Below are 21,008 nucleotides of genomic sequence, written 5' to 3' on the forward strand. Positions count from 1 at the left end.
ACCTCAGTGTCTGGAAAGTTCGACCCGGGCGACCTGATCGATGCCCATGACGCGCATCAACTCGGCCACCAGGCGATTGGGATGATGGATGACCACCGCGGAGGCGCCTGCAGTCTTGAGCAGATTGACCAGGGCAGCGGCGCTGACGAAGTCCAGCCGGGTCACTCGGGTGAAATCGAGGCGACAGTCTTCGCCTTCGTGCAAGTGGCGCGCCACTTCCTTGAGGTTACCCTGGAGGATCTCTCCCTCCAGAACAGCCGCCACACTTTCTGCTTCCACCTCTTCGGGAACCGGCTCTTCTGCTGGCAGCGGGGGCGTCTTGAGCCCCTCCCAGGAAGGCGGGGAGACTTCGAAGGTGACGGCGTAATCGACGGCTTTCTCTTCGAATTGTGCTTCCCTGCCCATGTACTGATACAACTCGAGCAACAGGAGCCACAGCGGTTCTCCCTGCGCCTGACCCATTATCGTGCGGTTGGACAGACGCGAGGCCAGCCCTTCGGCGCCATGCACACTCCAGGCCAGGCCACGCCGACGCGCCTGATTCAGCAATTTGGCCAACTTGGCGCTGGCTTCGGCATCCAGACCGGCAAGACGCCCCAGATCCAGGGTGCGGGAAGAGCCGCTCGACAGGGCCTGCAGCAAATCATCAAAGACCGGATCATCGCCCGCCACGACGCCTTGCAAGGCGACTTGGCCGCCGACCGCATGACCTGCCTTCTTGCTGGACACGGCCTCCATGTCCCAGGATGGGGGCGAGCGTTCGTAGACCCGGGCAAACTCGAGACTCAGGGCTTCAAAAGCGGCCCGTTCCCCCTTGAGACGCAGCAGATCGAACAACATCGCCCAGAGCTTGATCGCCCCCGGCTCGGCGTTATTACGGATGGACGATTCCAGAGTGACGCGCGCGGCATCATCCTGACCATTGGCGTAAAGAATCGCGGCATGTTCAGCGATTTCTGCAAAGGGATCCGTTTCTTCGTAAATCTCGATACCGTAGCCGCCATTGGGCTGCGTGTTATCTCTGGAAAAATCCAGATCCCAGTTGGCATCGGATACGGGCGCAACTTCCGGCACCGCCTCAGGCGCCGCCTCGGACGCCGCCTTGGCCGGATGAGGAAGAGAATCTCCCCGGGGCTTGGCCGCTGGCCGCTCCGGCATTTTTTGCGCTATTTTTTTGAAAAAAGAGAAAACCATCGATCTCGCCTAGAGGATCCTGCTTTTTAGCACGTCGACCGGCGCCGCGCAATGCCCGCCCTCCCTCCGCCCCCTATCCAGCAGGGGCACGGACCCGCCCCGGCAAGCTCGCGCCCGAGCCACGGGCTGGAGCCCCCAGACCGCCCCCGACCTCGCACGCCGATGCGACTCACTCACAACGTATAATCCGCACTCTCTCTTGACCCTGCTGCTCATGACCGCACCTGCCTGGCTTGCCCCCCTGCTGACCCGCAAGATGCTGATCTGCATTTTTACGGGCTTTGCCTCCGGCCTGCCCCTGTATCTGCTCATCAACCTGGTCCCCGCCTGGCTGCGCAGCGAAGGAGTGGATCTGAAAACCATCGGTTTCTTTGCCCTGATCCAGTTTCCCTTCACCTGGAAATTCATCTGGGCGCCCTTCCTGGACCGTTTCATCCTTCCCCTGGGGCGGCGGCGCGGCTGGATGCTGCTGACCCAGGTCGGGCTGCTGTTTTCCATCGGCACCTTGGGAGGCTTCGACCCCCGCAAGGAAATCCTGCTGATTTCGGGCCTTGCGGCCCTGCTGGCCTTCCTCTCCGCCACCCAGGACATCGCCCTGGACGCCTTCCGGCGGGAAATCCTGTCGGAAGCAGAACTCGGCCTGGGCAGCTCCGTCCATGTGAATGCCTATCGGGTGGCCGGTCTGGTCCCCGGCTCCTTGTCCCTGATCCTGGCCGACAGCCTGCCCTGGAATCAGGTGTTCTGGATCACCGCCCTGTTCATGATTCCCGGCATGATCATGGCGATCCTGGTCAAGGAGCCCGAGATACTGACCCCCCCCAAGACTTTGCGGGAAGCCTGCATCGAACCCTTCAACGAATTCATCGGCCGCCAGGGCGTTCAGGGCGCCCTGCTGGTGCTCTCCTTCCTGTTCCTCTACAAGCTCGGAGACTCCCTGGCCACCGCCCTGTCCACCCCCTTCTACCTCGACATGGGCTACTCCAAGACCGATATCGGCCTGATCGCCAAACATGCGGGACTCTGGCCTGCCGTCATCGGCGGCATGATCGGCGGCCTGTGGATGGTGAAGATCGGTATCAACCGGGCCCTGTGGATATTTGGCCTGGTGCAGATGGTCACCATCCTGGGCTTTGCCTGGCTGGCCTGGCTGGGCCCCCAGCCAGAAATTCTCGGCTTCAACCGCGGGGCCCTGGCCGCCGTGATTTCTGCCGAATACCTGGGCGTGGGCCTGGGCACCGCGGCCTTCACCGCCTTCATCGCCCGCTCCACCCATCCGGCCTACACGGCCACCCAGTTTGCCCTGTTCACCAGCCTGACGGCCGTACCCCGTACCGTCATCAATGCCTTTGCCGGCGTACTGGTGGAAAACCTGGGCTGGGTCGGCTTCTACATGCTATGCACGGCCCTGGCCGTGCCCGGCATGCTGCTGCTCATCAAAGTGGCGCCCTGGAATGCGGCCCGGGGCGAAAACGTCTAAACCTGCTGGCGCCGCAGGCGGCGTCGATCCAGCCACCAGGCATAAACCGGAAGCAACAAGGTCGAGCCCGGCAAGAGGAGCAGCATGAAGTAGGGGGATAAACGGGAAAAGCAGCGCAGATGCTCCAGCAACAGCTGCTTTTCTTCGTTCGACCAGGCGCCGCCATTCCTGGTCTTCATCAGCAGGGGCATGAAACCCTTGAGGGATGCCAGTTCAGCCATGGCATGACGGGCCTCACTGCGCTGCGCCGCCAGCAACTGACGCCACCAGGAAGGCAGGCGGGCTGCCGTGACGACAAGCGGATCAAGGGATGCGGCCCGCATGATCTAGCGGGAGAACAAGCGGCGCCGCAAAGAACGCCAAGTCTGCCAGGCGATCAAGCCGCGCCGGCCCCAACGCCAGAAGCGGCGGGGTTTGAGCAGGACCAGCAAGGCAGCCACGCCGCCCACCACTTGCGGATGGCGGCGCACCCAGCCGGCTCCCTGCTGCACCCGGTCTGCGAGCGCACAGAGACTCTGCAAGCCGGCACTATCGAGCGCCACGGCCTGCCGCTGGGCAGCACAACGGGCCCGCAGGACGCCCCGCTGCTCTCTGAGTTCAAGCAGACGGGGATTCATCCTGCCCCCGCTTCTTCAGGCTGGCGACATCCGCCTCCAGTTCCGCCAGACTGGCCTTGAACAGACCGGAGCCCCGCTCCAGCCCGGACAGGCTGCGCCGGGCAAAGACAACCGCGGCAGACAGGAACACCAGACAGGCGAGGCCCAGCACCACCAGGCGCTGCTCCCAGAACAGCAAGGCCAGGAAAGCCACCAGCAATACCACCCCGATGATCAGGCAGGCCAGCGCCAGAATGCTGTGGACGAGCCCCCCGACCAGGCGGAGCTTTTCCTCTTCCACCTCATTGGCAAGCAGAGCCAGACGGGTACGGCCGATATCGACCACATCCCCCAGCAGGCTGCGCAGGGAGGCGAATACGCCAGGGGAGGTGTTCTCCGTCATGGATCAGCGACGACCGATCAGGACACCCAGGGCCAGGCCGACGACAGCGGCCACACCCACGGCCTTCCAGGGCTGGTCATGCACGAAATCATCCGTGGCACGGGCACAGGCCTTGGTCTTGTCCACCAGGGCGGCCTCGGCATCTTCCAGGCGAACCTTGGCGTCCTTCAGGCGGGCTTCGATCTTGCTGCGGATGTTAGCCATCTTTTCACCCGCAACATCGGCGGTGCTCTTCAGAATTTCCTCAGCGTCAGCGATCACGACCTTCATGTCGGAGACCAGCTTTTCCTTGGTGGCCAGCGCTACGGTATTGGTTTGGGACATGGCGAACCTCATCTATATGAATGGTGTTTGAAAACAGCTACAGATTAGCGTGTTAAAGACGGCAAGGCAATGAGACGGCAAGGCAATGAGACGGCAAGGCAATGCAGGGCGGGACGTCAGAACTCATAATCGATGCACAGCGGCGCGTGATCGGAAAACTTCTGCGCCTTGTACACCTGGGCATACCGGGCGCTCGCAGCGGCCTCCGGTGTTGCCACCTGCAGGTCGATCCGCCAGCCGACATTTTTGGCATAGGCCTGGCCGCGATGGCTCCACCAGGTATACCCCTCTTCGCCGGCCTCTGGATACAAGGCTCGATAGACATCCACCCAGCCACTGGCATAAAGCCGGGTCAGCCACTCCCGCTCCTCAGGCAGGAATCCGGAATGTTTCAGATTGCCCTTCCAGTTCTTCAGGTCGATCGGACAGTGGGCGATGTTCCAGTCACCACAGATGATGAATTGCCGCCCCTCCTGGCGCAGGGCATCCATCACCGTCATGAATTCTTCCAGGAAGGCGAATTTGGCCGCCTGGCGCTCCGGAGAAGATGAACCGGAAGGCACATAGAGGGAAACCACCGATAAGCCACCCAGATCGGCCCGGATGAAACGCCCCTCCGCATCGAAGCCGGGATGCCCGATGCCTTCGGTAACCCGGTCAGGCGGGCGTCGGCTATAGATGCCGACACCGGAATACCCCTTTTTGTCGGCGTAATGAAAAAAGCCCTGGTAGCCCGCCGGGCTTCGCATGGCGTCGGCAAGATCGCCGGCCTGGGCCTTGAGTTCCTGCACACAGACCACGTCGGCGCCCGAAGTCTGCATCCAGTCGAAGAAACCCTTGTCCGCGGCGGAGCGGATGCCATTGAGGTTCATGGTGATGATTCGCATGAGAAGTGGAATGAGGCTGCCTTGGCCCGGGTGCATGAAAAAAAAGAGCATACCCCGCCCGGCCCCGGCCCGGCAAAACCGGCGGACAGTTTTGTCCTGCCGGAACCGGACATTTGCCATGACATGCGGCACCAATGTCGTTGAGCCCCGGCGGGATGATGCGTAGTAACATATGCGCTTGCCAAAACAGATTGGATTTAGCCGGACCATGGATTTTCGTCAGGAATTCATCGAATTCGCCGTTGGCCACCAGGTTTTGCGCTTTGGCGAATTCAAGACCAAGGCGGGGCGGCTCTCCCCCTATTTTTTCAATGCCGGCTTGTTCAATGACGGCGCATCCATGCTCAGACTGAGTCAGTTCTATGTCAAATCCATACAGGCCGGTGGACTCCCGTTCGACATGCTGTTCGGCCCCGCCTACAAGGGTATCCCGCTGGTCACCGGCGTGGCCATGGCCATGGCCATGGCGGGGCGCAACCTGCCGTTTGCCTACAATCGCAAGGAAGCCAAGGATCATGGTGAGGGCGGCACCCTGGTCGGCGCGCCGCTACAGGGCAAAGTCCTGATCGTGGACGATGTCATCTCCGCCGGCACTTCAGTACGGGAATCGGTGGAACTGATCCGCGCCGCTGGCGCCCAGGTGGCCGGGGTGGCCATCGCCCTGGACCGGATGGAACTCGGCCTGGGCCAACTCTCGGCCGTACAGGAAGTGGAACGCGACTACGGCTTGCCGGTGCTGGCGGTGGCCAACCTTGAACATCTGATGGGGTATCTGCAAGGACACCCCGAACTTGCCGCCCACCGCGAGGCCGTCGCGGCCTACCGGAGCCAGTATGGCGTTACCCAGCACTAAGCGGCGTATCCCGCTATCCGCCCTGCTGCTGGCGGGTCTGGCGGTGCCGGCATACGCCCAACCTGAGGCCAGCACGGCACGTGGCTCCTTTTTCTGCTGCACGGATGCCTCGGGCCACCGTGTCTGCGGTGATCTCCTGCCGCCTCAATGCAACGGCCTGGCTTACAAGGTCTACAGCCACCAGGGCATGCTGACGAGGGAGGTGGGGCCGCCGCTCACGCCGGCAGAAAAGGCGGCCCAGGCGGAAGCTGCGCGCCAGGAAAAGTTGAAGGAAGCTCAAGCCCGCGAACAAAGACGCAAGGATCAGGCCCTGCTGGAGACCTATTCCAGCCTGGAAGACCTGGACCGCATGCAGGCCCGGGCGGAAGCAGACGTCAAGGCCGCCATCGCCAACGCCGAAGAACGGATTGCCGAGGCCAGAAAACGGCGCAAGAAGTTCGAAAATGAAGCCGAGTTCTATCCCAACCGCGCCTTGCCTCCCGAAGTCGCGAAGGGCCTCCGGGACGAGGATACGGAAATCCGGACTCAGACCGAATTGATCAATGCCAAAAAGCGGGAGCTGGAATTGATCAAGTCCAGATACAGCGAAGACCGGCGCCGTTATATCGACCTTTCCCGTCGTCCGCGTCGCTAGACCGGGCGGCCCGGCCCGGCCTCTGCCCTCTTTCTCACCCGGCCAGTTTCTGGCGCAACAACTCATTCACCTGCTGCGGATTGGCCTTGCCCTTGGCCGCTTTCATGACCTGCCCTACCAGGGCATTGAAGGCTTTTTCCTTGCCCGCCTTGAACTCGGCCACATTGGCGGCATTGGCGGCCAGCACTTCGTCCACCAGCTTCTCGATGGCGCCGGTGTCGGTAATCTGCTTCAGGCCCTGCTTTTCGATGATCTCGTCGGCACTGCTTCCCTCGCCTGCCCAGAGGGCCTCGAACACTTTCTTGGCAATGGCGTTGGAAAGGGTGTTGTCGGTGATCCGGGCCACCAGCCCGCCCAACTGGGCCGCAGTCACCGGTGACTGGGTGATTTCAAGGCCTTCCTTGTTGAGGCGGGCGGCCAGGTCCACCATCACCCAGTTGGCACAAGGCTTGGCGCCGGGTTTGCCCGCAACGGCAACTGCGGCTTCAAAATAAGCCGCTGTTTCCAGGGCCGCCGTCAGGGTGGTGGCATCGTAGGCAGACAGACCGTAGTCGGCGATGAAGCGCTGTTTCCTGGCTTCCGGCAGTTCGGGCAAGGCGGCCTTGGTGCGGGCGATCCACTCCGGCGAAATGACCAGGGGCAGCAGGTCGGGATCGGGGAAGTAGCGGTAATCGTGCGCATCTTCCTTGGTGCGCATGGACCGGGTTTCGCCCGTCGCGGGATCAAACAGCACCGTGGCCTGCTGAATGGTCCCGCCTTCTTCCAGGGTCTCGATCTGCCAGCGAATCTCATACTCGATGGCTTCCTTCAGGAAACGGAAGGAGTTGAGATTCTTGATCTCCCGGCGGGTGCCGAAGGGAGTGCCCGGCCGATGCACGGATACATTGGCGTCGCAGCGGAAGGAGCCTTCCTGCATGTTGCCGTCGCAGATCCCGATCCAGCGCACCAGGGCGTGCAGGGCCCTGGCGTAGGCTACGGCTTCGTCGGAGGAGCGCATGTCCGGCTCGGTGACGATTTCCAGGAGCGGCGTGCCGGCCCGGTTCAGGTCGATGCCGGTCTTGCCGTGGAAATCCTCGTGCAGGGATTTGCCCGCATCCTCTTCCAGGTGGGCCCGGGTCAGCTGGACGCGCTTTTCGTAAGCCTTGTCGCCCTGACCCACGGCAATGGCCACATGCCCCCCCTGCACGACCGGCAGCTCGAACTGGCTGATCTGGTAGCCCTTGGGCAGGTCCGGATAAAAGTAGTTCTTGCGGGCGAACACCGATTTCCCGGCCACCTGGGCATCCACCGCCAGACCGAACCGGATGGCGCATTCCACGGCTCCCTTGTTCAAGACCGGCAGCACGCCGGGCAGAGCCAGGTCCACCGGGGAGGCCTGGGTATTGGGGGCGGCGCCAAAGGCGGTGGAGGCACCGGAAAAAATCTTGGATGCCGTCGCCAACTGCACGTGGGTCTCGAGACCGATGACAACTTCCCACTGATTCATCTTCATTCCCGTCAGAAACAATGACCGCTCTTGGCTTCCACCATGATCGGCCAGAGATAATCGAAAGCCTGGCCCTCACAGGAGGCCGGACAATTACTGAAAGCGATGGTCACTCGCGGGCCTTGCTCCCACATGCGGACGGAACAGCCCGAGCCATCCCGGGTTTCCAGCAGCACATTCGGCAAGGTAGCCACCTGCTTGAACTTGGCCAGATTGAACCGGCAGGCGCCGTGCCTGGGAATATCCACCCGCGCATCAAAGGTCTTCACTTCTGCATTTTTCACCAGCAGATTGAGGCTGGTGCGCGTCCCCACCGCATCCCGGTGGGTGCATCTGGAGCGCACATTCAAGGGCCGCGTAGGCTGAGGCAGGATCGTGCGCCCCTTGAGATATTTCAGGGGCTGGGACTCCATCTTCCGCGCTTCTGCCGGCACCTCTTCCTTGACAGCCTCCGGCTTCTGCTCCGGCGGGACCTGGGCGCAAGCGCCCAGAAACAGCAGGGATGACAGCAAATAACGTTGCAAATTCAAGGCTTACTCCAAACCGGCCGGTGTACGGCGGTGCCAGTCGCTGGCCTGCTGGTAAGCATGGGCCACATTGAGCAGGCGCGCCTCATCAAAATAATTGCCGATCAGCTGCATGCCGATGGGCAAGCCCTGATCATCGAAACCGCAAGGCAGGGACATGCCAGGCAGGCCCGCCAGGTTCACCGCAATGGTGTAAATGTCGGAAAGATACATCTGCACCGGATCAGCGGCCTTCTCACCCTGCTTGAAGGCCGTGGAAGGGCTGGTGGGGCCGAGGATCACGTCGCACTGCCTGAAGGCGGCGACGAAGTCGTCGGCGATCAGGCGGCGGATGCGCTGGGCCTGCAGATAGTAGGCGTCGTAGTAGCCATGGGAGAGCACATAGGTGCCGATCAGGATTCGACGCTTCACCTCGGCGCCGAAACCCTGGGCCCGGGTCTTGCAGTACATGTCGCTCAGGTCGCGGTATTCAGGGGCCCGGTAGCCGTAACGCACCCCATCGAAACGGGAGAGGTTGGAACTTGCCTCGGCCGGAGCAATCACGTAGTAGGCCGGCACCGACAAATGGGAGTTGGGCAGGCTCACCTCCACCAGCTCGGCACCCAGGCGCTTGTACTCGTCGATGGCGGCCTGGACGGCGGCCATCACCCCGGCTGCGCAACCTTCGCCGAAAAATTCCCTGGGCAGGCCGATCTTCAGTCCCTGCAAGGGCTGTCCCAGACAGCGGCAGTAATCCTCGGAGGGACGCTCGAGACTGGTGGAATCCTTGTCGTCGAAACCGGCCATGGCGTTGAGCAGCAAGGCGCAGTCGGCAGCGGAGCGGGCCATGGGGCCGGCCTGGTCGAGGGAAGAGGCAAAAGCGATCATGCCATAGCGGGATACCACCCCGTAGGTGGGCTTCAGGCCGGTCAGGTTGCAGAGCGCGGCCGGCTGGCGGATCGAACCGCCCGTGTCGGTGCCGGTGGCCACGGGCGCCAGGGCCGCCGCCACGGCGGCGGCGGAGCCGCCGGAAGATCCGCCGGGCACCCGGGTCTTGTCCCAGGGGTTTTGCACCGGGCCGAACCAGGAAGTCTCGTTGGAGGAGCCCATGGCGAATTCGTCCATGTTCGCCTTGCCCAGGGAGACCATGCCGGCTTCCCGCTCCAGCCTTGTGATCACGGTGGCGTCGTAGGGAGAAATGAAGTTCTCCAGCATCTTCGAGCCGCAGGTCGTGCGCCAGCCTTCGGCACAGAAAATGTCCTTCTGGGCAATCGGAATGCCGGTGAGCGGCCCGGCCTGACCGGCGGCGATACGGGCATCGGCAAGCCGGGCCGCCGCCAGGCTGCGTTCCGGGTCGGTGGTGATGAAGGCGTTCAGCTCGGGATTGAGCCGGGCAATCCGGTCCAGATAGAGCTGGGTCAGTTCGACACTGGAAAGGGTCTTGGCGGCCAGAGCCGCAGCGAGTTCTTTGAGACTGGCGTGAATCATGACTTAGGGAAAACCCGGAAGGCTCCCGCTCCTCGTTATGCGATGATTATTCGATGACTTTGGGAACCAGATACAGCCCCGCCTCGGTTTCCGGCGCGATAGCCTGGAACCTGGCGCGCTGAACCCCGTCCGGGTCCAGGTGGCTTACCCGGTCTTCACGCAGGCGCTGGCCGACATCCTGGGCGTGGGCCATGGGTTCAACCCCCTGGGTATCGGCTGCCTGCATGGCTTCGATCAGGGAAAAAATTCCGTTCAGATGTTGACGGGAGGTTTCCGCCTCCGCCTCGCTGACCTCGATACGGGCCAGGTAGGCGATGCGTTGTACCTCGGGAAGGGTCAGCGACATGACGCTCTCTCGAAAAAAAACAACAGACAATCAAGACATCACAAGGCTTCTGCAAGGCAGTGCTGCATTGCAAAAAATCTCATGCACCAAAGCATTATAAGGTATCATGAAAGCTTTATTCGCCGCACCTCCCAGCAGGATTACACAGAATGTTCGGCCTACTCCGCAGCTATTTCTCCAACGACCTCGCCATCGACCTGGGCACCGCCAACACCCTGATTTACGCCCGCTCCCAAGGCATCGTCCTGGATGAACCCTCCGTCGTTGCCATCCGCCTCGAAGGCGGCCCCAATGCCAAGAAAACCATCCAGGCCGTCGGCAAGGAAGCCAAGGACATGCTGGGCAAGGCGCCTGGCTCCATCACCGTGATCCGGCCCATGAAGGACGGGGTAATCGCCGACTTCACGGTGACCGAGCAGATGCTGAAGCAATTCATCAAGCGGGCTCACGAATCCAGGCTGTTCTCCCCCAGTCCCCGCATCATCATCTGCGTGCCTTCCGGCTCCACCCAGGTCGAACGCCGTGCCATCCGCGAATCCGCCATCGGCGCCGGCGCCAGCCAGGTGTATCTGATCGAGGAACCCATGGCAGCCGCCATCGGCGCCGACCTGCCCGTAGCCGAGGCCACCGGCTCGATGGTGGTGGACATCGGCGGTGGCACCACCGAAGTGGGCGTGATCTCCCTGGGCGGCATGGTCTACTCCGGCTCCGTGCGCGTCGGCGGCGACAAGCTGGACGAAGCCATCATCAACTACATCAGCCGCAACTATGGCATGCTGATCGGCGAGAATACCGCCGAGAACATCAAGAAGACCATCGGCTCCGCCTTCCCGGGCGCCGAGGTGAGGGAAATGGAAGTCTCCGGCATCAACAAGGCCGAAGGCATCCCGCGCAAGTTCACCATTTCCTCCAACGAAATCCTCGAAGCCCTGACCGACCCCTTGAACCAGGTGGTGTCCGCCGTCAAGTCCGCCCTGGAAAAGACCCCGCCCGAACTGGGGGCCGACATTGCCGAGAAGGGCATGGTCCTGACCGGCGGCGGCGCCTTGCTGCGCGACCTGGACCGCCTGCTGATGGAAGAAACCGGTCTGCCGGTGATCGTCGCCGAGAACCCCCTCACCTGCGTCGCCCGCGGTTGCGGTCTGGCCCTGGAAAAGATGGACAAGATCGATTCCATCTTCGCTTCCGAGTAAGGACGCAAGGAATGGCCTGGGCGACTGAGCACGGCGCAGTCCGGGCTCCCATCTTTCACACCGCAAGACGGGACTGACATTTCGTGGCCGGACTGGACCACGCTCCCCCTCCATTCTTCAAGCGCGGACCAGCACCGCTGGCGCTGCTGAGTTTCTACGTCGCCTTCTCGATTGCCCTGTTCGTCCTCGATTTACGTTTTCACGCCCTGGACATCCTGCGCCAGGGCATCTCCGTGATCACGGACCCTCTGCAACGTCTGGCCCAGGCGCCGGTACGCATGCTCACCGAGGGCTCCGACTATTTCCTCACCCTCGAATCCGTACAGGAAAAAAACCGCCGCCTGGAGGCCGCCCAACTGGAGGCGGCCCCGGCGCTGACGCGCCTGGCCCAGCTGGAAGCAGAAAATCAACGTCTGCGCCAACTTCTCGGCCTGCAGCCCCGGGAAAAGACGGCGGGACAAGCCGCGCATATCATCTACACGGCCCGTGACCCATTCACCCGTCGGGTTTATCTGGACAAGGGTCTACAACAAAACCTGGTGCCCGGTCAGCCGGTAATTGACGAGGCCGGCCTCATCGGCCAGGTCACCCGCGTCTTTCCCCTGAGCGCCGAAGTCACCCTGATTACCGACAAAGATCAAGCCGTACCGGTGCAGATCCTGCGCACCGGCCTGCGCTCGGTGACTTTCGGACTAGGCAACGGCCAGGTGGAACTGAAGTACGTCCCTGCCAATGCCGATGTGCAAGTGGGCGACCTCCTGGTTACCTCCGGGCTCGATGGCATTTACATGCCCGGCTTTCCGGTTGCCAAGGTCGCCCATGTCGAGCGGGACAGTGCCTATGCCTTCGCCCGCATCGTTGCCACCCCCGCCGCGGCGGTGGAAAGCCATACCGTCGTGATGGTCCTTGACCCACGCCCCGCCGTACAGCCCCACCCGGACCCGCTGCCGGAAAAACCCCATCTGGGCACGAAGGCGTCAGCATCCCCCCAGGAGCACTGAGTCATGCAAAGCTCCCATAAATCTTCCCGCATCCTGCAAGCCGCCCGGCCCTGGTTCATCGTCTTCAGCCTGTTCATGGCCTTGCTGCTGAACATGCTGCCGACCCGGCAGTGGCCCGGCATGCCAGACTGGGTGCTGCTGACCCTGTGCTTCTGGCATGTGCGCGAATGGCGCAAGGTCAGCATGGGTTGGGCCTTCACCCTGGGACTGGCGATGGATGTGGCCGATGGCGCAGCGCTGGGGCAACATGCACTAGCCTATGTGCTGGTGGCCTATGGTGCCACCGCCTTGTCCCGGCGCATGCTCTGGTTCCCCCTGTCGCTCCAGGCCCTGCATGTGCTGCCCCTGTTGCTGCTGGCCCAGGCCATCCAGTTGCTGATCCGGCTCATGGCAGGGGCTGATTTTCCGGGCTGGAGCCAATTCCTTTCACCCCTGGTTTCCACCCTGCTCTGGGGCCCCATCAGCCTGTTGCTGCTGGCCCCCCAGTACCAGCCGGTGGAACGGGATGAAAACCGTCCCATCTGAACAGTCGAGGCAAGATGGGCAACTTTCATCATACCGAACAGGATCTGGAACAATTCCGCAGCCGCCTCCTGATCGCCAGCGCCGGGGTGCTGCTGCTGTTCGCGCTGCTCTTTGCCCGCTTCGTGTATCTGCAAGTCATCCAGCACGAGTACTTCACCACCCGGGCCGAAAGCAACCGTATCTCACTGGTCCCCATCCTCCCCAACCGGGGCAATATCGTAGACCGCAACGGGGTCATCCTGGCGCGCAACTACTCGGCCTTCACCCTGGAAATCACCCCCTCCAAGACCCTGGACCTGGAAGCCACCATCGACAGCCTGGCTGAAGTCATCGAAATTCAGGTCAAGGACCGCCGCCGCTTCAAACGCCTGCTGGAAGAATCCAGGAACTTCGAATCCATCCCCATCCGCACCCGGCTTTCCGATGAGGAAGTGGCCCGCTTTGCCGCCAATCGCTACCGTTTCCCCGGCGTGGAGGTCAACGCCCGCCTGTTCCGCCAATACCCGGAAGGCAGTCTGGCGGCCCACGCCATCGGCTATATCAGCCGCATCAACACCAAGGATATGGAATGGATCGAGGAGAACGGCCAGAGCGCCAACTACAGGGGTTCCGAGCACATCGGCAAGGTCGGGCTGGAGCAGCATTACGAGTTCGAACTGCACGGCACCACCGGCTATGAGCAGGTGGAAGTGGATGCCGGCGGCCGTGCCGTGCGGGTGCTGACCCACACCCCTCCCATTCCCGGCAACAACCTGACCCTGACCCTGGATACCCGGCTGCAGCAGGTCGCCGAAGCCGCCTTCGGCACCCGCCGGGGTTCCCTGGTCGCCCTGGACCCCAGCAACGGCGCGGTGCTGGCCCTGGTTTCCTCGCCCGGCTTCGACCCCAACCTGTTCGTGGACGGGATCCGCTTCGATGACTGGGACGAACTCAACAACAACCCCGACAAGCCCATGCTCAACCGGGCCATCTACAGCGCCCACCCTCCGGGCTCCACCTTCAAGCCCCTGATGGCCCTGGCGGCCCTGACCCAGGGCAAGCGCAGCACCACCCAGACCATTGCCGACCCGGGCTATTTCAACTTCGGCAATCACCGCTTCATGGATGACAAGGCGGGCGGCCATGGCATCGTCGACATGTGGAAATCCATCGTCGTCTCCTGCAACACCTACTACTACCAGCTGGCCAACGACATGGGCATCGACAACATCGCCCGCTTCATGGCTGGCCTGGGTCTGGGCAGCCGCACCGAGATCGACATCCCCGGCGAGGCCACCGGCGTGCTGCCTTCGCCCCAGTGGAAGCAGCGCCGCTTCAAGAAGCGAGAATTCCAGAAATGGTATGCCGGGGAAACCATCTCGGTGGGCATCGGCCAGGGCTACAACGCCTACACCACCTTGCAGATGGCCCATGCCCTGGCCAACATACTGAACTATGGCCGCGTCTTCCGCCCCCACATTGCCAACACCATCCAGGACCCCACGAGCGGTGAAGTCCGCAAGGTGGAACCCCAGCCGGTGCGGCAGATTCCCCTCAAGGTCGAACATGTCGATTTCATCAAACGGGCCATGGCCGCAGTCAACAAGGAAGGCACCGGCGCCCGGGCCTTTGCCGGCGCCCCCTACGAGTCGGGCGGCAAGACCGGCACCGCCCAGGTGTATAGCCTCAAAGGCCAGAAATATCAGGCCGGCCAGGTCAAGGAACGGCTGCGCGACCACTCCTGGTTCATAGCCTTCGCCCCGGTGGCGCAGCCGAAGATCGTGGTGGCGGTAATGGTGGAAAATGGCGGCTTTGGAGCCGCCTCCGCCGCCCCCATCGCCCGCCAGGTGTTCGACTACTACCTGCTTGGCAAACTCCCCGGCGGCCCGGCCCCGGAGGTGGAGGTGGAGGAGGTGGAGCCCCCCGAGGATGACCCGCAACAACCCCTTGAGAACGCCCATGGACAAGATTAGACGCTGGGCCCGGCAGATCCCGTCCCACTTGGACTTGCCCTTGCTCACCATCGTGCTGGTGCTGATGGGCATCGGCCTGTTGACCGTTTATTCCGCCACCTCCGCCATTGGCTTCGCCAAGCTGGACAACCAGCTGGTCAATATGGCCGCGGCCCTGGCGATCATGGTGGCGGTCTCCCAGACCCCGCCCCAAAAGCTGATGCGCTATGCCGTGCCCCTCTACCTGACCGGGCTGCTGCTGCTGCTGGGCGTGGCCCTGTTCGGCGTCGTGGTCAATGGCTCCCGGCGCTGGCTGTCCCTGGGCTTCGTCCGCATCCAGCCCTCGGAAATCATGAAGATCGCCATGCCCCTGATGCTGGCCTGGTACTTCCACAAGCACGAATCGGTATTGAAGCTCAAACACTTTGCCGTCGCCACCGGCATCCTGCTCCTGCCCATCGCCCTCATCCTCAAGCAGCCGGACCTGGGCACCTCGCTTCTGGTAGGCGCGGCCGGCTTCTTCGTGATCTTCCTGGCCGGCCTGCCCTGGAAGATCATGTTCGGCCTGGGGGCCGCCGCCGGCGCGGCCCTGCCCTTTGCCTGGAACATGCTGCACGACTACCAGCGGCGCCGGGTCCTGACCCTGCTGGACCCCAGCTCCGACCCCCTGGGGGCCGGCTACCACATCATCCAGTCCACCATCGCCATCGGTTCCGGCGGCCTCTTCGGCAAGGGCTGGCTGGAAGGCACCCAGACCCGGCTGGAATTCATCCCGGAAAAACACACGGACTTCATCTTCGCCGTCTTTTCCGAAGAATGGGGGCTGCTGGGCAACACCATCCTGCTGTTGCTGTTCATCCTCCTGATCGGCCGCGGCCTGATGATCGCCGCCGCCGCGCCCACCCTGTTCTCCCGGCTGCTGGCCGGCGCCATCACCCTGGTACTGTTCATCTACGCTTTCGTGAACATGGGCATGGTTTCCGGTATCCTGCCGGTGGTGGGCGTGCCGCTGCCCTTCATCAGCTATGGCGGCACCGCCCTGGTCACCCTGATGCTGGGAGTGGGCATGCTGATGAGCATTCACACCCACCGGATGCTGGTCAAGAAATGATGTCCTGGAAAAACGTCTTCTGCCTCGCCCTGCTGGGCCTCATGCTGGCCGCCTGCGGCAGCACCCCGAAGTCCGCGTCATCGACGGGGGCCAGCAGGGGCATCAAGACCATGCCGGCCTCCAAGGGTGGCGGCTATTACAAGGATGACGGTCCGGGGGAGGAGATTCCCGCCAACCTGGATCAAATTCCCGACGCCGAGCCGCGCTGGGAACCCCTGCACAAATGGGCCAACCGTCCCTATGTGGTAATGGGACGCGAGTACGTGCCGGACACCCGCGTCAAAAATTTCCGCCAGGAAGGCCTGGGCAGCTGGTATGGCAGGAAATTCCACGGCCAGAGGACCTCCACCGGCGAAACCTACGACATGTTCGCCATGACCGCCGCCCACCCGACCCTGGCCATTCCCTCCTACGTGCGGGTCACCAATCCCGCCAACGGCAAGGCGGTGGTGCTGCGGGTCAATGACCGGGGGCCCTTTCACGCCGACCGCATCATCGACCTCTCCTATACCGCCGCCTACAAGCTGGGCTACATCGGCCAGGGCAGCAGCCGGGTGATCGTCGAGAGCATCGTTCCCGGGGAGATCGGCGGCACCACCTACGCCGACGTCACCCCGCCGCCGCGCAGCACCGAGGCCCCTCGCAGCAGCGAAGACATGGACACCATGTTCCGCCGCCTGCTGGAAGAAGAGCGGGAGAGCGCCCCCGCCGCACTTCCGGAGCGGGGCATCTTCCTGCAACTGGGCGCCTTCGCCAACGCCGACAATGCCGAGAACCTCAAGAACCACCTGACCCGGGACCTGGACTGGCTGAACGACCCCATCCAGATCAACCGGGCCGGCAACATCCATCGCCTGCAGCTGGGGCCCTACCCCAGCCGGGCCGAGGCCGAGCGTATAGCCCAACGCATCCGTCTCGCCCTGGGCTACGCCCCCACCATCGTCACCCGCTGACGCCAGCGCCACCTGACCGGCGGCTTTGACCAAGGTCAAGGCATGGGCGGGATGCCTGGCTATACTCGCGGTTCCTTGCGAAGGCACCGCCATGACCCCCGACCTGATCTGCCCCGCCGGCAGCCTGCCGGCCTTGAAGACCGCCATCGACCACGGCGCCGACGCCGTCTATGCCGGTTTCAAGAACGCCACCAATGCCCGCAACTTCGCCGGCCTCAATTTCGACGACAAGGCCCTGGCGAGCGGCATCGACTACGCCCACCGGCGCGGCCGGCAGGTGCTGGTCGCGATCAACACCTTTCCCCAGCCGGGGCGCAGCGGCGCATGGCGGCAAGCCGTGGATGCCGCGGCGGAACTGGGGGTGGATGCGGTGATCCTGGCCGATGTGGGCCTCATGGCCTACGCCCGGGAACAGCACCCGGAGCTGCGTCTGCATCTTTCCGTGCAGGGCTCCGCCAGCAACTACGAGGCCGTCAATTTCTGCCGGCGCGAGTTCGGCATCCGCCGGGTGGTGCTGCCCCGGGTGCTCACCCTGGCCCAGGTGGCGCACCTCATCGCCAACACCGAAGTGGAAGTGGAAGTGTTCGGCTTTGGCAGCCTGTGCGTCATGAACGAAGGGCGCTGCTGGCTCTCATCCTTTGCCACCGGCGAATCCCCCAACACCGTCGGCGCCTGTTCCCCGGCCAAATACGTGCGCTGGGAAAAACGCCTCGCCCAGGCCGGCGAAGCCCCTGGCGAGCACATGGAGGCGCGCTTGAACGGCATCCTCATCGACCGCTTCGCCCCGCGCGAATCCGCCGGCTACCCGACGCTCTGCAAGGGCCGCTTCGCGGTGCGGGGGGACATCTATTACGCCCTGGAAGAGCCCACCAGCCTCAATGTGCTGGAAGTGCTGCCCGAGCTGCTCGCGATCGGCGTCGCCGCGATCAAGGTGGAAGGCCGCCAGCGCAGCCCCGCCTACGTGGCCCAGGTGACCCGCACCCTGCGCGCCGCCCTGGACCGCGCCCGTCGCGGCAACTACCAGGTGGAAGCCGCCTGGCAGGCCGACCTCGCCAAAGTCTCGGAAGGCCGGCAGGCAACGCTCGGCGCCTACAGCCGTCCCTGGCGCTAGGACTGGCACGCAAGGACTGGCACACTAGTACAGGCAAAATGCTGCAAGCGCCGCTTTCTGGGCCAACCCTTTCCACCGCCGCAAGTAGCGGACCTGGCCGCCACCACCACCGCCCCCCGGCATGTTCCCGTCAGTTTTTGCGATGATCCCCAAACTCACCCTCGGACCCCTGCTCTGGTACTGGCCCAAGGCCGAAGTGCTGGATTTTTACGCCGCGATGGCCGAAATTGCCGCCCTCGACCGGATTTACCTGGGCGAAGTAGTCTGCTCCCGCCGCCAGCAACTGCGCACCGCCGACTGGCTCGGTCTGGCGCGGGACTTGCGGGAGGCCGGCAAGGAAGTGGTGCTGGCCGCCCAGGCCCTGCTTGAATCGGAATCGGACTTGAAGGCCCTGCGCCGTCTCCTCGACGCAGGCGGTTTCGCCGTGGAAGCCAACGACCTGGGCGCCGTCAGCCTGGCCCGGGAACGGCGCTTGCCCTTCATCTGCGGCCCGCATCTCAACCTCTACAACGAAGCCAGCCTGGCCTGGTTCGCCGGCCAGGGGGCCGTGGGCTGGGTGCCGCCCCTGGAAGCTTCCCGGGAGATGATCGCCACCTTGCACCAAAGCCGGCCGGCGGGCCTTGCCACCGAGGTGTTCGCCTTCGGGAAGCTGCCGCTGGCCTTCTCGGCCCGCTGCTTTACCGCCCGCCACTATGATCTCAACAAGGACGACTGCCAGTTCCGCTGCCTCGAGCACCCGGAGGGCCTGCTGCTGAAGACCCGGGAGGGCCAGCCCTTCCTCACCCTGAACGGCATCCAGACCCTGTCGGCGCAGACCTGCAACTTGCTCGCCCAGGTCCCGGAATTCCTCGAACTGGGCATCGAGGCGATCCGCCTCTCGCCCCAGACCGGGGACATGGCCGGCGTCATTGCCGCCTTCGATGCCGCCCGTCGCGGCCTGCCGCCGGCCAGCCAGCCCGACTGGGACAGCCTCGCCGGCGTAGCCGGCTATTGCGACGGCTACTGGCACGGCCAACCCGGCATCGCACTTGCAAACCCAGGAGTCTTGCCATGACCTTCACCCTGCCTGCCCCACCCACCCCACCCACCATTCCCGACTTTCGTCTGCCCGGCCTGCTCAAGGCTCTGAATCAGCGCCTGCCCCAGTGGCCGCACGCGCTTTCCCTCTGCCTGGCCCTCAACACCGCGGCCAGGCTCGGCCTGTTGCCGGAGGAAGCCCAGACCCTCTGCGCCGGCCGGGTGCTGCAGGTGGTGGTGGAAGATGCCGGCAGCGAAGCCCTATTCACCTGCCAGAACGGCGTCTTTCGGCCGCTTTGGCAGAACCGGCCGGCGGACGTCTCTTTCCGGGGCGAACTGCATGCCTACCTGAAGCTGCTGACCCGCCAGGAAGATGCGGACACCCTGTTCTTCAACCGCCAGCTCTCGATCGCAGGCGACACGGAACTGGGGCTTGCCATCAAGAACCTCCTCGACGCCCTCGACTGGCCGCCGCCCGCCCTGGCTGGCTGCATCAAAGGCCTGGGCAAGCGACCCTCCTGACCCATCCCGAACGCCTCACGCCGGCGGAAGTTCCCCTTCAGCCGCCACGTCCCGCTCCGCTTCGGGCAAGCGGCTGGCCAGCACCTTGTCGATGCGCTTGCCATCCATATCGACGATTTCCAGGGACCAGCCGTCCCATTCCACCTTGTCGGCGGTCTGGGGCACCTTGCCCAGCAACAGCATCAGCATGCCACTCAGGGTGTGGTAACGCTGCTTCTCTTCTTCCGGCACATACTTGAGATCGAGCCGGTCCTTCAGTTCGGGGATGGGAATCAGGCCATCCAGCAGCCAGGAACCATCCTCCCGCTGCACCGCCCAGGCATCTTCGGCCTTGTTGGGCTTGAATTCGCCGGTAATGGCCTCCATCACATCCTGCAGGGTGACGATGCCCTGCACCTCACCATATTCATCGATGATGAAGGTGAGCTGCACCCCGGAGGCGCGGATGTTATCCAGCAGCTCCATGCCGGTCAGGCTTTCCGGCAGATAAACCGGCGGCTGCAGATTCCTGGTCAGGTCCGGCACCTGGCCGCGCAGGCTGGCCGTCAGCAATTGACGGGCATTGATCACCCCGAGGATATTGTCGAGGCCGCCGCGCACGACCGGGAAACGCGAGCGCTCGGAGGTCTCGATGATGCGCAGGTTTTCTTCCCAGGGGGCATCCACGTCCAGATAGACGAGTTCGCTCCTGGGCACCATCAGGGAAGTGATCTGCCGATCGTCGAGGCGAAAGACATTGCGCACCATCTGATGCTCCTGGCGCTCGATCACCCCGGCATCGGAACCCTCGGCAAGCATGGCGTGGATTTCTTCCTCCGTCACCTTGGGCGCACCGTTATCGCGCACTCCCATCAGGCGCAGGACCAGATGGGTGGAGCCCGACAGCAGCCGGACAAAAGGGCGGGAGATGCGGGCCAGCCAGGTCATGGGCCGGGCCACCAGGCGGGCGATCCCCTCCGGGTTCAACTGCCCGACACGCTTGGGCACCAGTTCCCCGAGCACGATGGAAATATAGGTAATGACCAGTACCACCAGGCCGGTGGACAAGTATCTCGACACGAGCCGCTCCACCCCCAGACCTTCCAGCCAGAGGGAAAGAGGCTGAGCCAGGGCCGCTTCACCGACAATACCGTTGAGGATGCCGATCGAGGTGATGCCGATCTGGATGGTAGAAAGAAAGGCGGTAGGGTCTTCCCCCAGCTTGGCCGCCGCCACGGCAGCGGCATCCCCTTCATCAAGGTATTTTTGCAATCTGGCCTTGCGGGCCGTCACCAGCGCTATTTCGGACATGGCAAACGCGCCATTGAGCACAATCAGGACCAGCAGTAGGGCTATTTCCATGATGACGCACGCCCATTTTGCGTGCGGGTGTTGAGACAGGAGGGATTATCACTGCAACTCAGGGGTATTTTCCAGATAAATCCTGAACCAATCAAAGAAGGGCGCCGCG

Annotated in this window: 23 protein-coding genes; 12 read left to right on the forward strand and 11 right to left on the reverse strand. The window is 63.4% G+C overall.

Features of this window, described 5'->3' with window-relative positions; genetic code table 11:
- Positions 1 to 3 precede the first annotated feature (3 nt).
- Entirely contained in the window at positions 4 to 1,194 is a 1,191-nt protein-coding gene (locus tag WBH99_RS10355; RefSeq protein ID WP_424220008.1) for an STAS domain-containing protein, read from the reverse strand.
- Positions 1,195 to 1,393: 199 nt separating this feature from the next.
- Here WBH99_RS10355 and WBH99_RS10360 point away from each other — a divergent pair, with 199 nt between their 5' ends.
- Positions 1,394 to 2,671, forward strand: a complete 1,278-nt coding sequence (locus WBH99_RS10360; RefSeq protein WP_424220009.1) for an AmpG family muropeptide MFS transporter — start codon at positions 1,394 to 1,396, stop codon at positions 2,669 to 2,671.
- Here WBH99_RS10360 and WBH99_RS10365 read toward each other — a convergent pair.
- The 5 genes from WBH99_RS10365 to WBH99_RS10385 all read right to left on the reverse strand — a co-directional run bounded on the left by WBH99_RS10365 (position 2,668) and on the right by WBH99_RS10385 (position 4,881).
- A complete protein-coding gene (locus WBH99_RS10365; RefSeq protein ID WP_424220010.1) occupies positions 2,668 to 2,994 on the reverse strand; it encodes a hypothetical protein in 327 nt (108 codons plus the stop codon). The two genes, WBH99_RS10360 and WBH99_RS10365, sit on opposite strands and share 4 nt — an antisense overlap.
- Positions 2,995 to 2,997: 3 nt before the next feature.
- Positions 2,998 to 3,288 (reverse strand): YqjK family protein, encoded by a 291-nt coding sequence (locus WBH99_RS10370; protein ID WP_424220011.1) that lies wholly within the window; start codon positions 3,286 to 3,288, stop codon positions 2,998 to 3,000.
- A complete protein-coding gene (locus WBH99_RS10375) occupies positions 3,269 to 3,670 on the reverse strand; it encodes a phage holin family protein (protein WP_424220012.1) in 402 nt (133 codons plus the stop codon). The genes WBH99_RS10370 and WBH99_RS10375 overlap by 20 nt, the downstream gene beginning before the upstream one ends.
- 3 nt (positions 3,671 to 3,673) lie before the next feature.
- A complete protein-coding gene (locus WBH99_RS10380) occupies positions 3,674 to 3,994 on the reverse strand; it encodes a DUF883 family protein (RefSeq protein WP_424220013.1) in 321 nt (106 codons plus the stop codon).
- A gap of 116 nt (positions 3,995 to 4,110) precedes the next feature.
- Complete coding sequence (locus WBH99_RS10385; protein WP_424220014.1) at positions 4,111 to 4,881, reverse strand: exodeoxyribonuclease III; 771 nt, start codon at positions 4,879 to 4,881, stop codon at positions 4,111 to 4,113.
- Between the two features lie 208 nt (positions 4,882 to 5,089).
- Between WBH99_RS10385 and pyrE the strand changes: the two genes are divergently transcribed.
- The gene (pyrE, locus tag WBH99_RS10390; RefSeq protein WP_424220015.1) at positions 5,090 to 5,734 is read left to right on the forward strand and encodes an orotate phosphoribosyltransferase; all 645 of its coding nucleotides are present in this window, start codon (positions 5,090 to 5,092) and stop codon (positions 5,732 to 5,734) included.
- Positions 5,715 to 6,368, forward strand: a complete 654-nt coding sequence (locus tag WBH99_RS10395; protein WP_424220016.1) for a hypothetical protein — start codon at positions 5,715 to 5,717, stop codon at positions 6,366 to 6,368. The genes pyrE and WBH99_RS10395 overlap by 20 nt, the downstream gene beginning before the upstream one ends.
- A gap of 34 nt (positions 6,369 to 6,402) precedes the next feature.
- Here WBH99_RS10395 and gatB read toward each other — a convergent pair whose 3' ends face one another.
- The 4 genes from gatB to gatC are packed head-to-tail and all read right to left on the reverse strand — an operon-like array spanning position 6,403 to position 10,194.
- Positions 6,403 to 7,860: an Asp-tRNA(Asn)/Glu-tRNA(Gln) amidotransferase subunit GatB gene (gene gatB, locus WBH99_RS10400; protein ID WP_424220017.1), complete on the reverse strand. Its 1,458-nt coding sequence runs from the start codon at positions 7,858 to 7,860 to the stop codon at positions 6,403 to 6,405.
- Between the two features lie 5 nt (positions 7,861 to 7,865).
- Positions 7,866 to 8,384, reverse strand: coding sequence for a hypothetical protein (locus WBH99_RS10405; protein WP_424220019.1), 519 nt, complete (start codon positions 8,382 to 8,384; stop codon positions 7,866 to 7,868).
- 3 nt (positions 8,385 to 8,387) lie between these two features.
- Positions 8,388 to 9,848: an Asp-tRNA(Asn)/Glu-tRNA(Gln) amidotransferase subunit GatA gene (gene gatA, locus WBH99_RS10410; protein WP_424220020.1), complete on the reverse strand. Its 1,461-nt coding sequence runs from the start codon at positions 9,846 to 9,848 to the stop codon at positions 8,388 to 8,390.
- A gap of 46 nt (positions 9,849 to 9,894) precedes the next feature.
- Positions 9,895 to 10,194, reverse strand: a complete 300-nt coding sequence (gene gatC, locus WBH99_RS10415) for an Asp-tRNA(Asn)/Glu-tRNA(Gln) amidotransferase subunit GatC (RefSeq protein ID WP_424220021.1) — start codon at positions 10,192 to 10,194, stop codon at positions 9,895 to 9,897.
- Positions 10,195 to 10,343: 149 nt separating this feature from the next.
- Here gatC and WBH99_RS10420 point away from each other — a divergent pair, with 149 nt between their 5' ends.
- The 9 genes from WBH99_RS10420 (at position 10,344) to ubiT (ending at position 19,558) form a co-directional block, all read left to right on the forward strand.
- On the forward strand, positions 10,344 to 11,387 hold the full coding sequence (locus WBH99_RS10420) for a rod shape-determining protein (RefSeq protein ID WP_424220022.1): 1,044 nt from the start codon (positions 10,344 to 10,346) through the stop codon (positions 11,385 to 11,387).
- Between the two features lie 83 nt (positions 11,388 to 11,470).
- Positions 11,471 to 12,388, forward strand: a complete 918-nt coding sequence (gene mreC / locus WBH99_RS10425) for a rod shape-determining protein MreC (RefSeq protein WP_424220023.1) — start codon at positions 11,471 to 11,473, stop codon at positions 12,386 to 12,388.
- Between the two features lie 3 nt (positions 12,389 to 12,391).
- Positions 12,392 to 12,913 carry a rod shape-determining protein MreD gene (gene mreD, locus WBH99_RS10430; RefSeq protein WP_424220024.1) on the forward strand — a complete coding sequence of 174 codons (522 nt, stop codon included), beginning with the start codon at positions 12,392 to 12,394 and terminating at the stop codon, positions 12,911 to 12,913.
- 14 nt (positions 12,914 to 12,927) lie between these two features.
- On the forward strand, positions 12,928 to 14,865 hold the full coding sequence (gene mrdA / locus WBH99_RS10435; protein ID WP_424220025.1) for a penicillin-binding protein 2: 1,938 nt from the start codon (positions 12,928 to 12,930) through the stop codon (positions 14,863 to 14,865).
- Positions 14,852 to 15,955 carry a rod shape-determining protein RodA gene (gene rodA / locus WBH99_RS10440; RefSeq protein ID WP_424220026.1) on the forward strand — a complete coding sequence of 368 codons (1,104 nt, stop codon included), beginning with the start codon at positions 14,852 to 14,854 and terminating at the stop codon, positions 15,953 to 15,955. Before mrdA ends, rodA begins: the two co-directional genes overlap by 14 nt.
- Positions 15,952 to 16,908: a septal ring lytic transglycosylase RlpA family protein gene (locus tag WBH99_RS10445; RefSeq protein WP_424220027.1), complete on the forward strand. Its 957-nt coding sequence runs from the start codon at positions 15,952 to 15,954 to the stop codon at positions 16,906 to 16,908. Before rodA ends, WBH99_RS10445 begins: the two co-directional genes overlap by 4 nt.
- Before the next feature lie 91 nt (positions 16,909 to 16,999).
- The gene (gene ubiU, locus WBH99_RS10450) at positions 17,000 to 18,019 is read left to right on the forward strand and encodes a ubiquinone anaerobic biosynthesis protein UbiU (protein WP_424220028.1); all 1,020 of its coding nucleotides are present in this window, start codon (positions 17,000 to 17,002) and stop codon (positions 18,017 to 18,019) included.
- 142 nt (positions 18,020 to 18,161) lie between these two features.
- Entirely contained in the window at positions 18,162 to 19,073 is a 912-nt protein-coding gene (locus tag WBH99_RS10455; protein WP_424220029.1) for a U32 family peptidase, read from the forward strand.
- Positions 19,070 to 19,558 carry a ubiquinone anaerobic biosynthesis accessory factor UbiT gene (gene ubiT, locus WBH99_RS10460; RefSeq protein WP_424220030.1) on the forward strand — a complete coding sequence of 163 codons (489 nt, stop codon included), beginning with the start codon at positions 19,070 to 19,072 and terminating at the stop codon, positions 19,556 to 19,558. The genes WBH99_RS10455 and ubiT overlap by 4 nt, the downstream gene beginning before the upstream one ends.
- Positions 19,559 to 19,573: 15 nt before the next feature.
- Here the strand turns inward: ubiT and WBH99_RS10465 are convergent, their stop codons facing one another.
- Positions 19,574 to 20,899 (reverse strand): hemolysin family protein, encoded by a 1,326-nt coding sequence (locus WBH99_RS10465; RefSeq protein WP_424220031.1) that lies wholly within the window; start codon positions 20,897 to 20,899, stop codon positions 19,574 to 19,576.
- Positions 20,900 to 21,008 lie beyond the last annotated feature (109 nt).

Source organism: Azovibrio sp., from assembly GCF_049658005.1.
In the GTDB taxonomy this organism is placed as follows: domain Bacteria; phylum Pseudomonadota; class Gammaproteobacteria; order Burkholderiales; family Rhodocyclaceae; genus Azovibrio.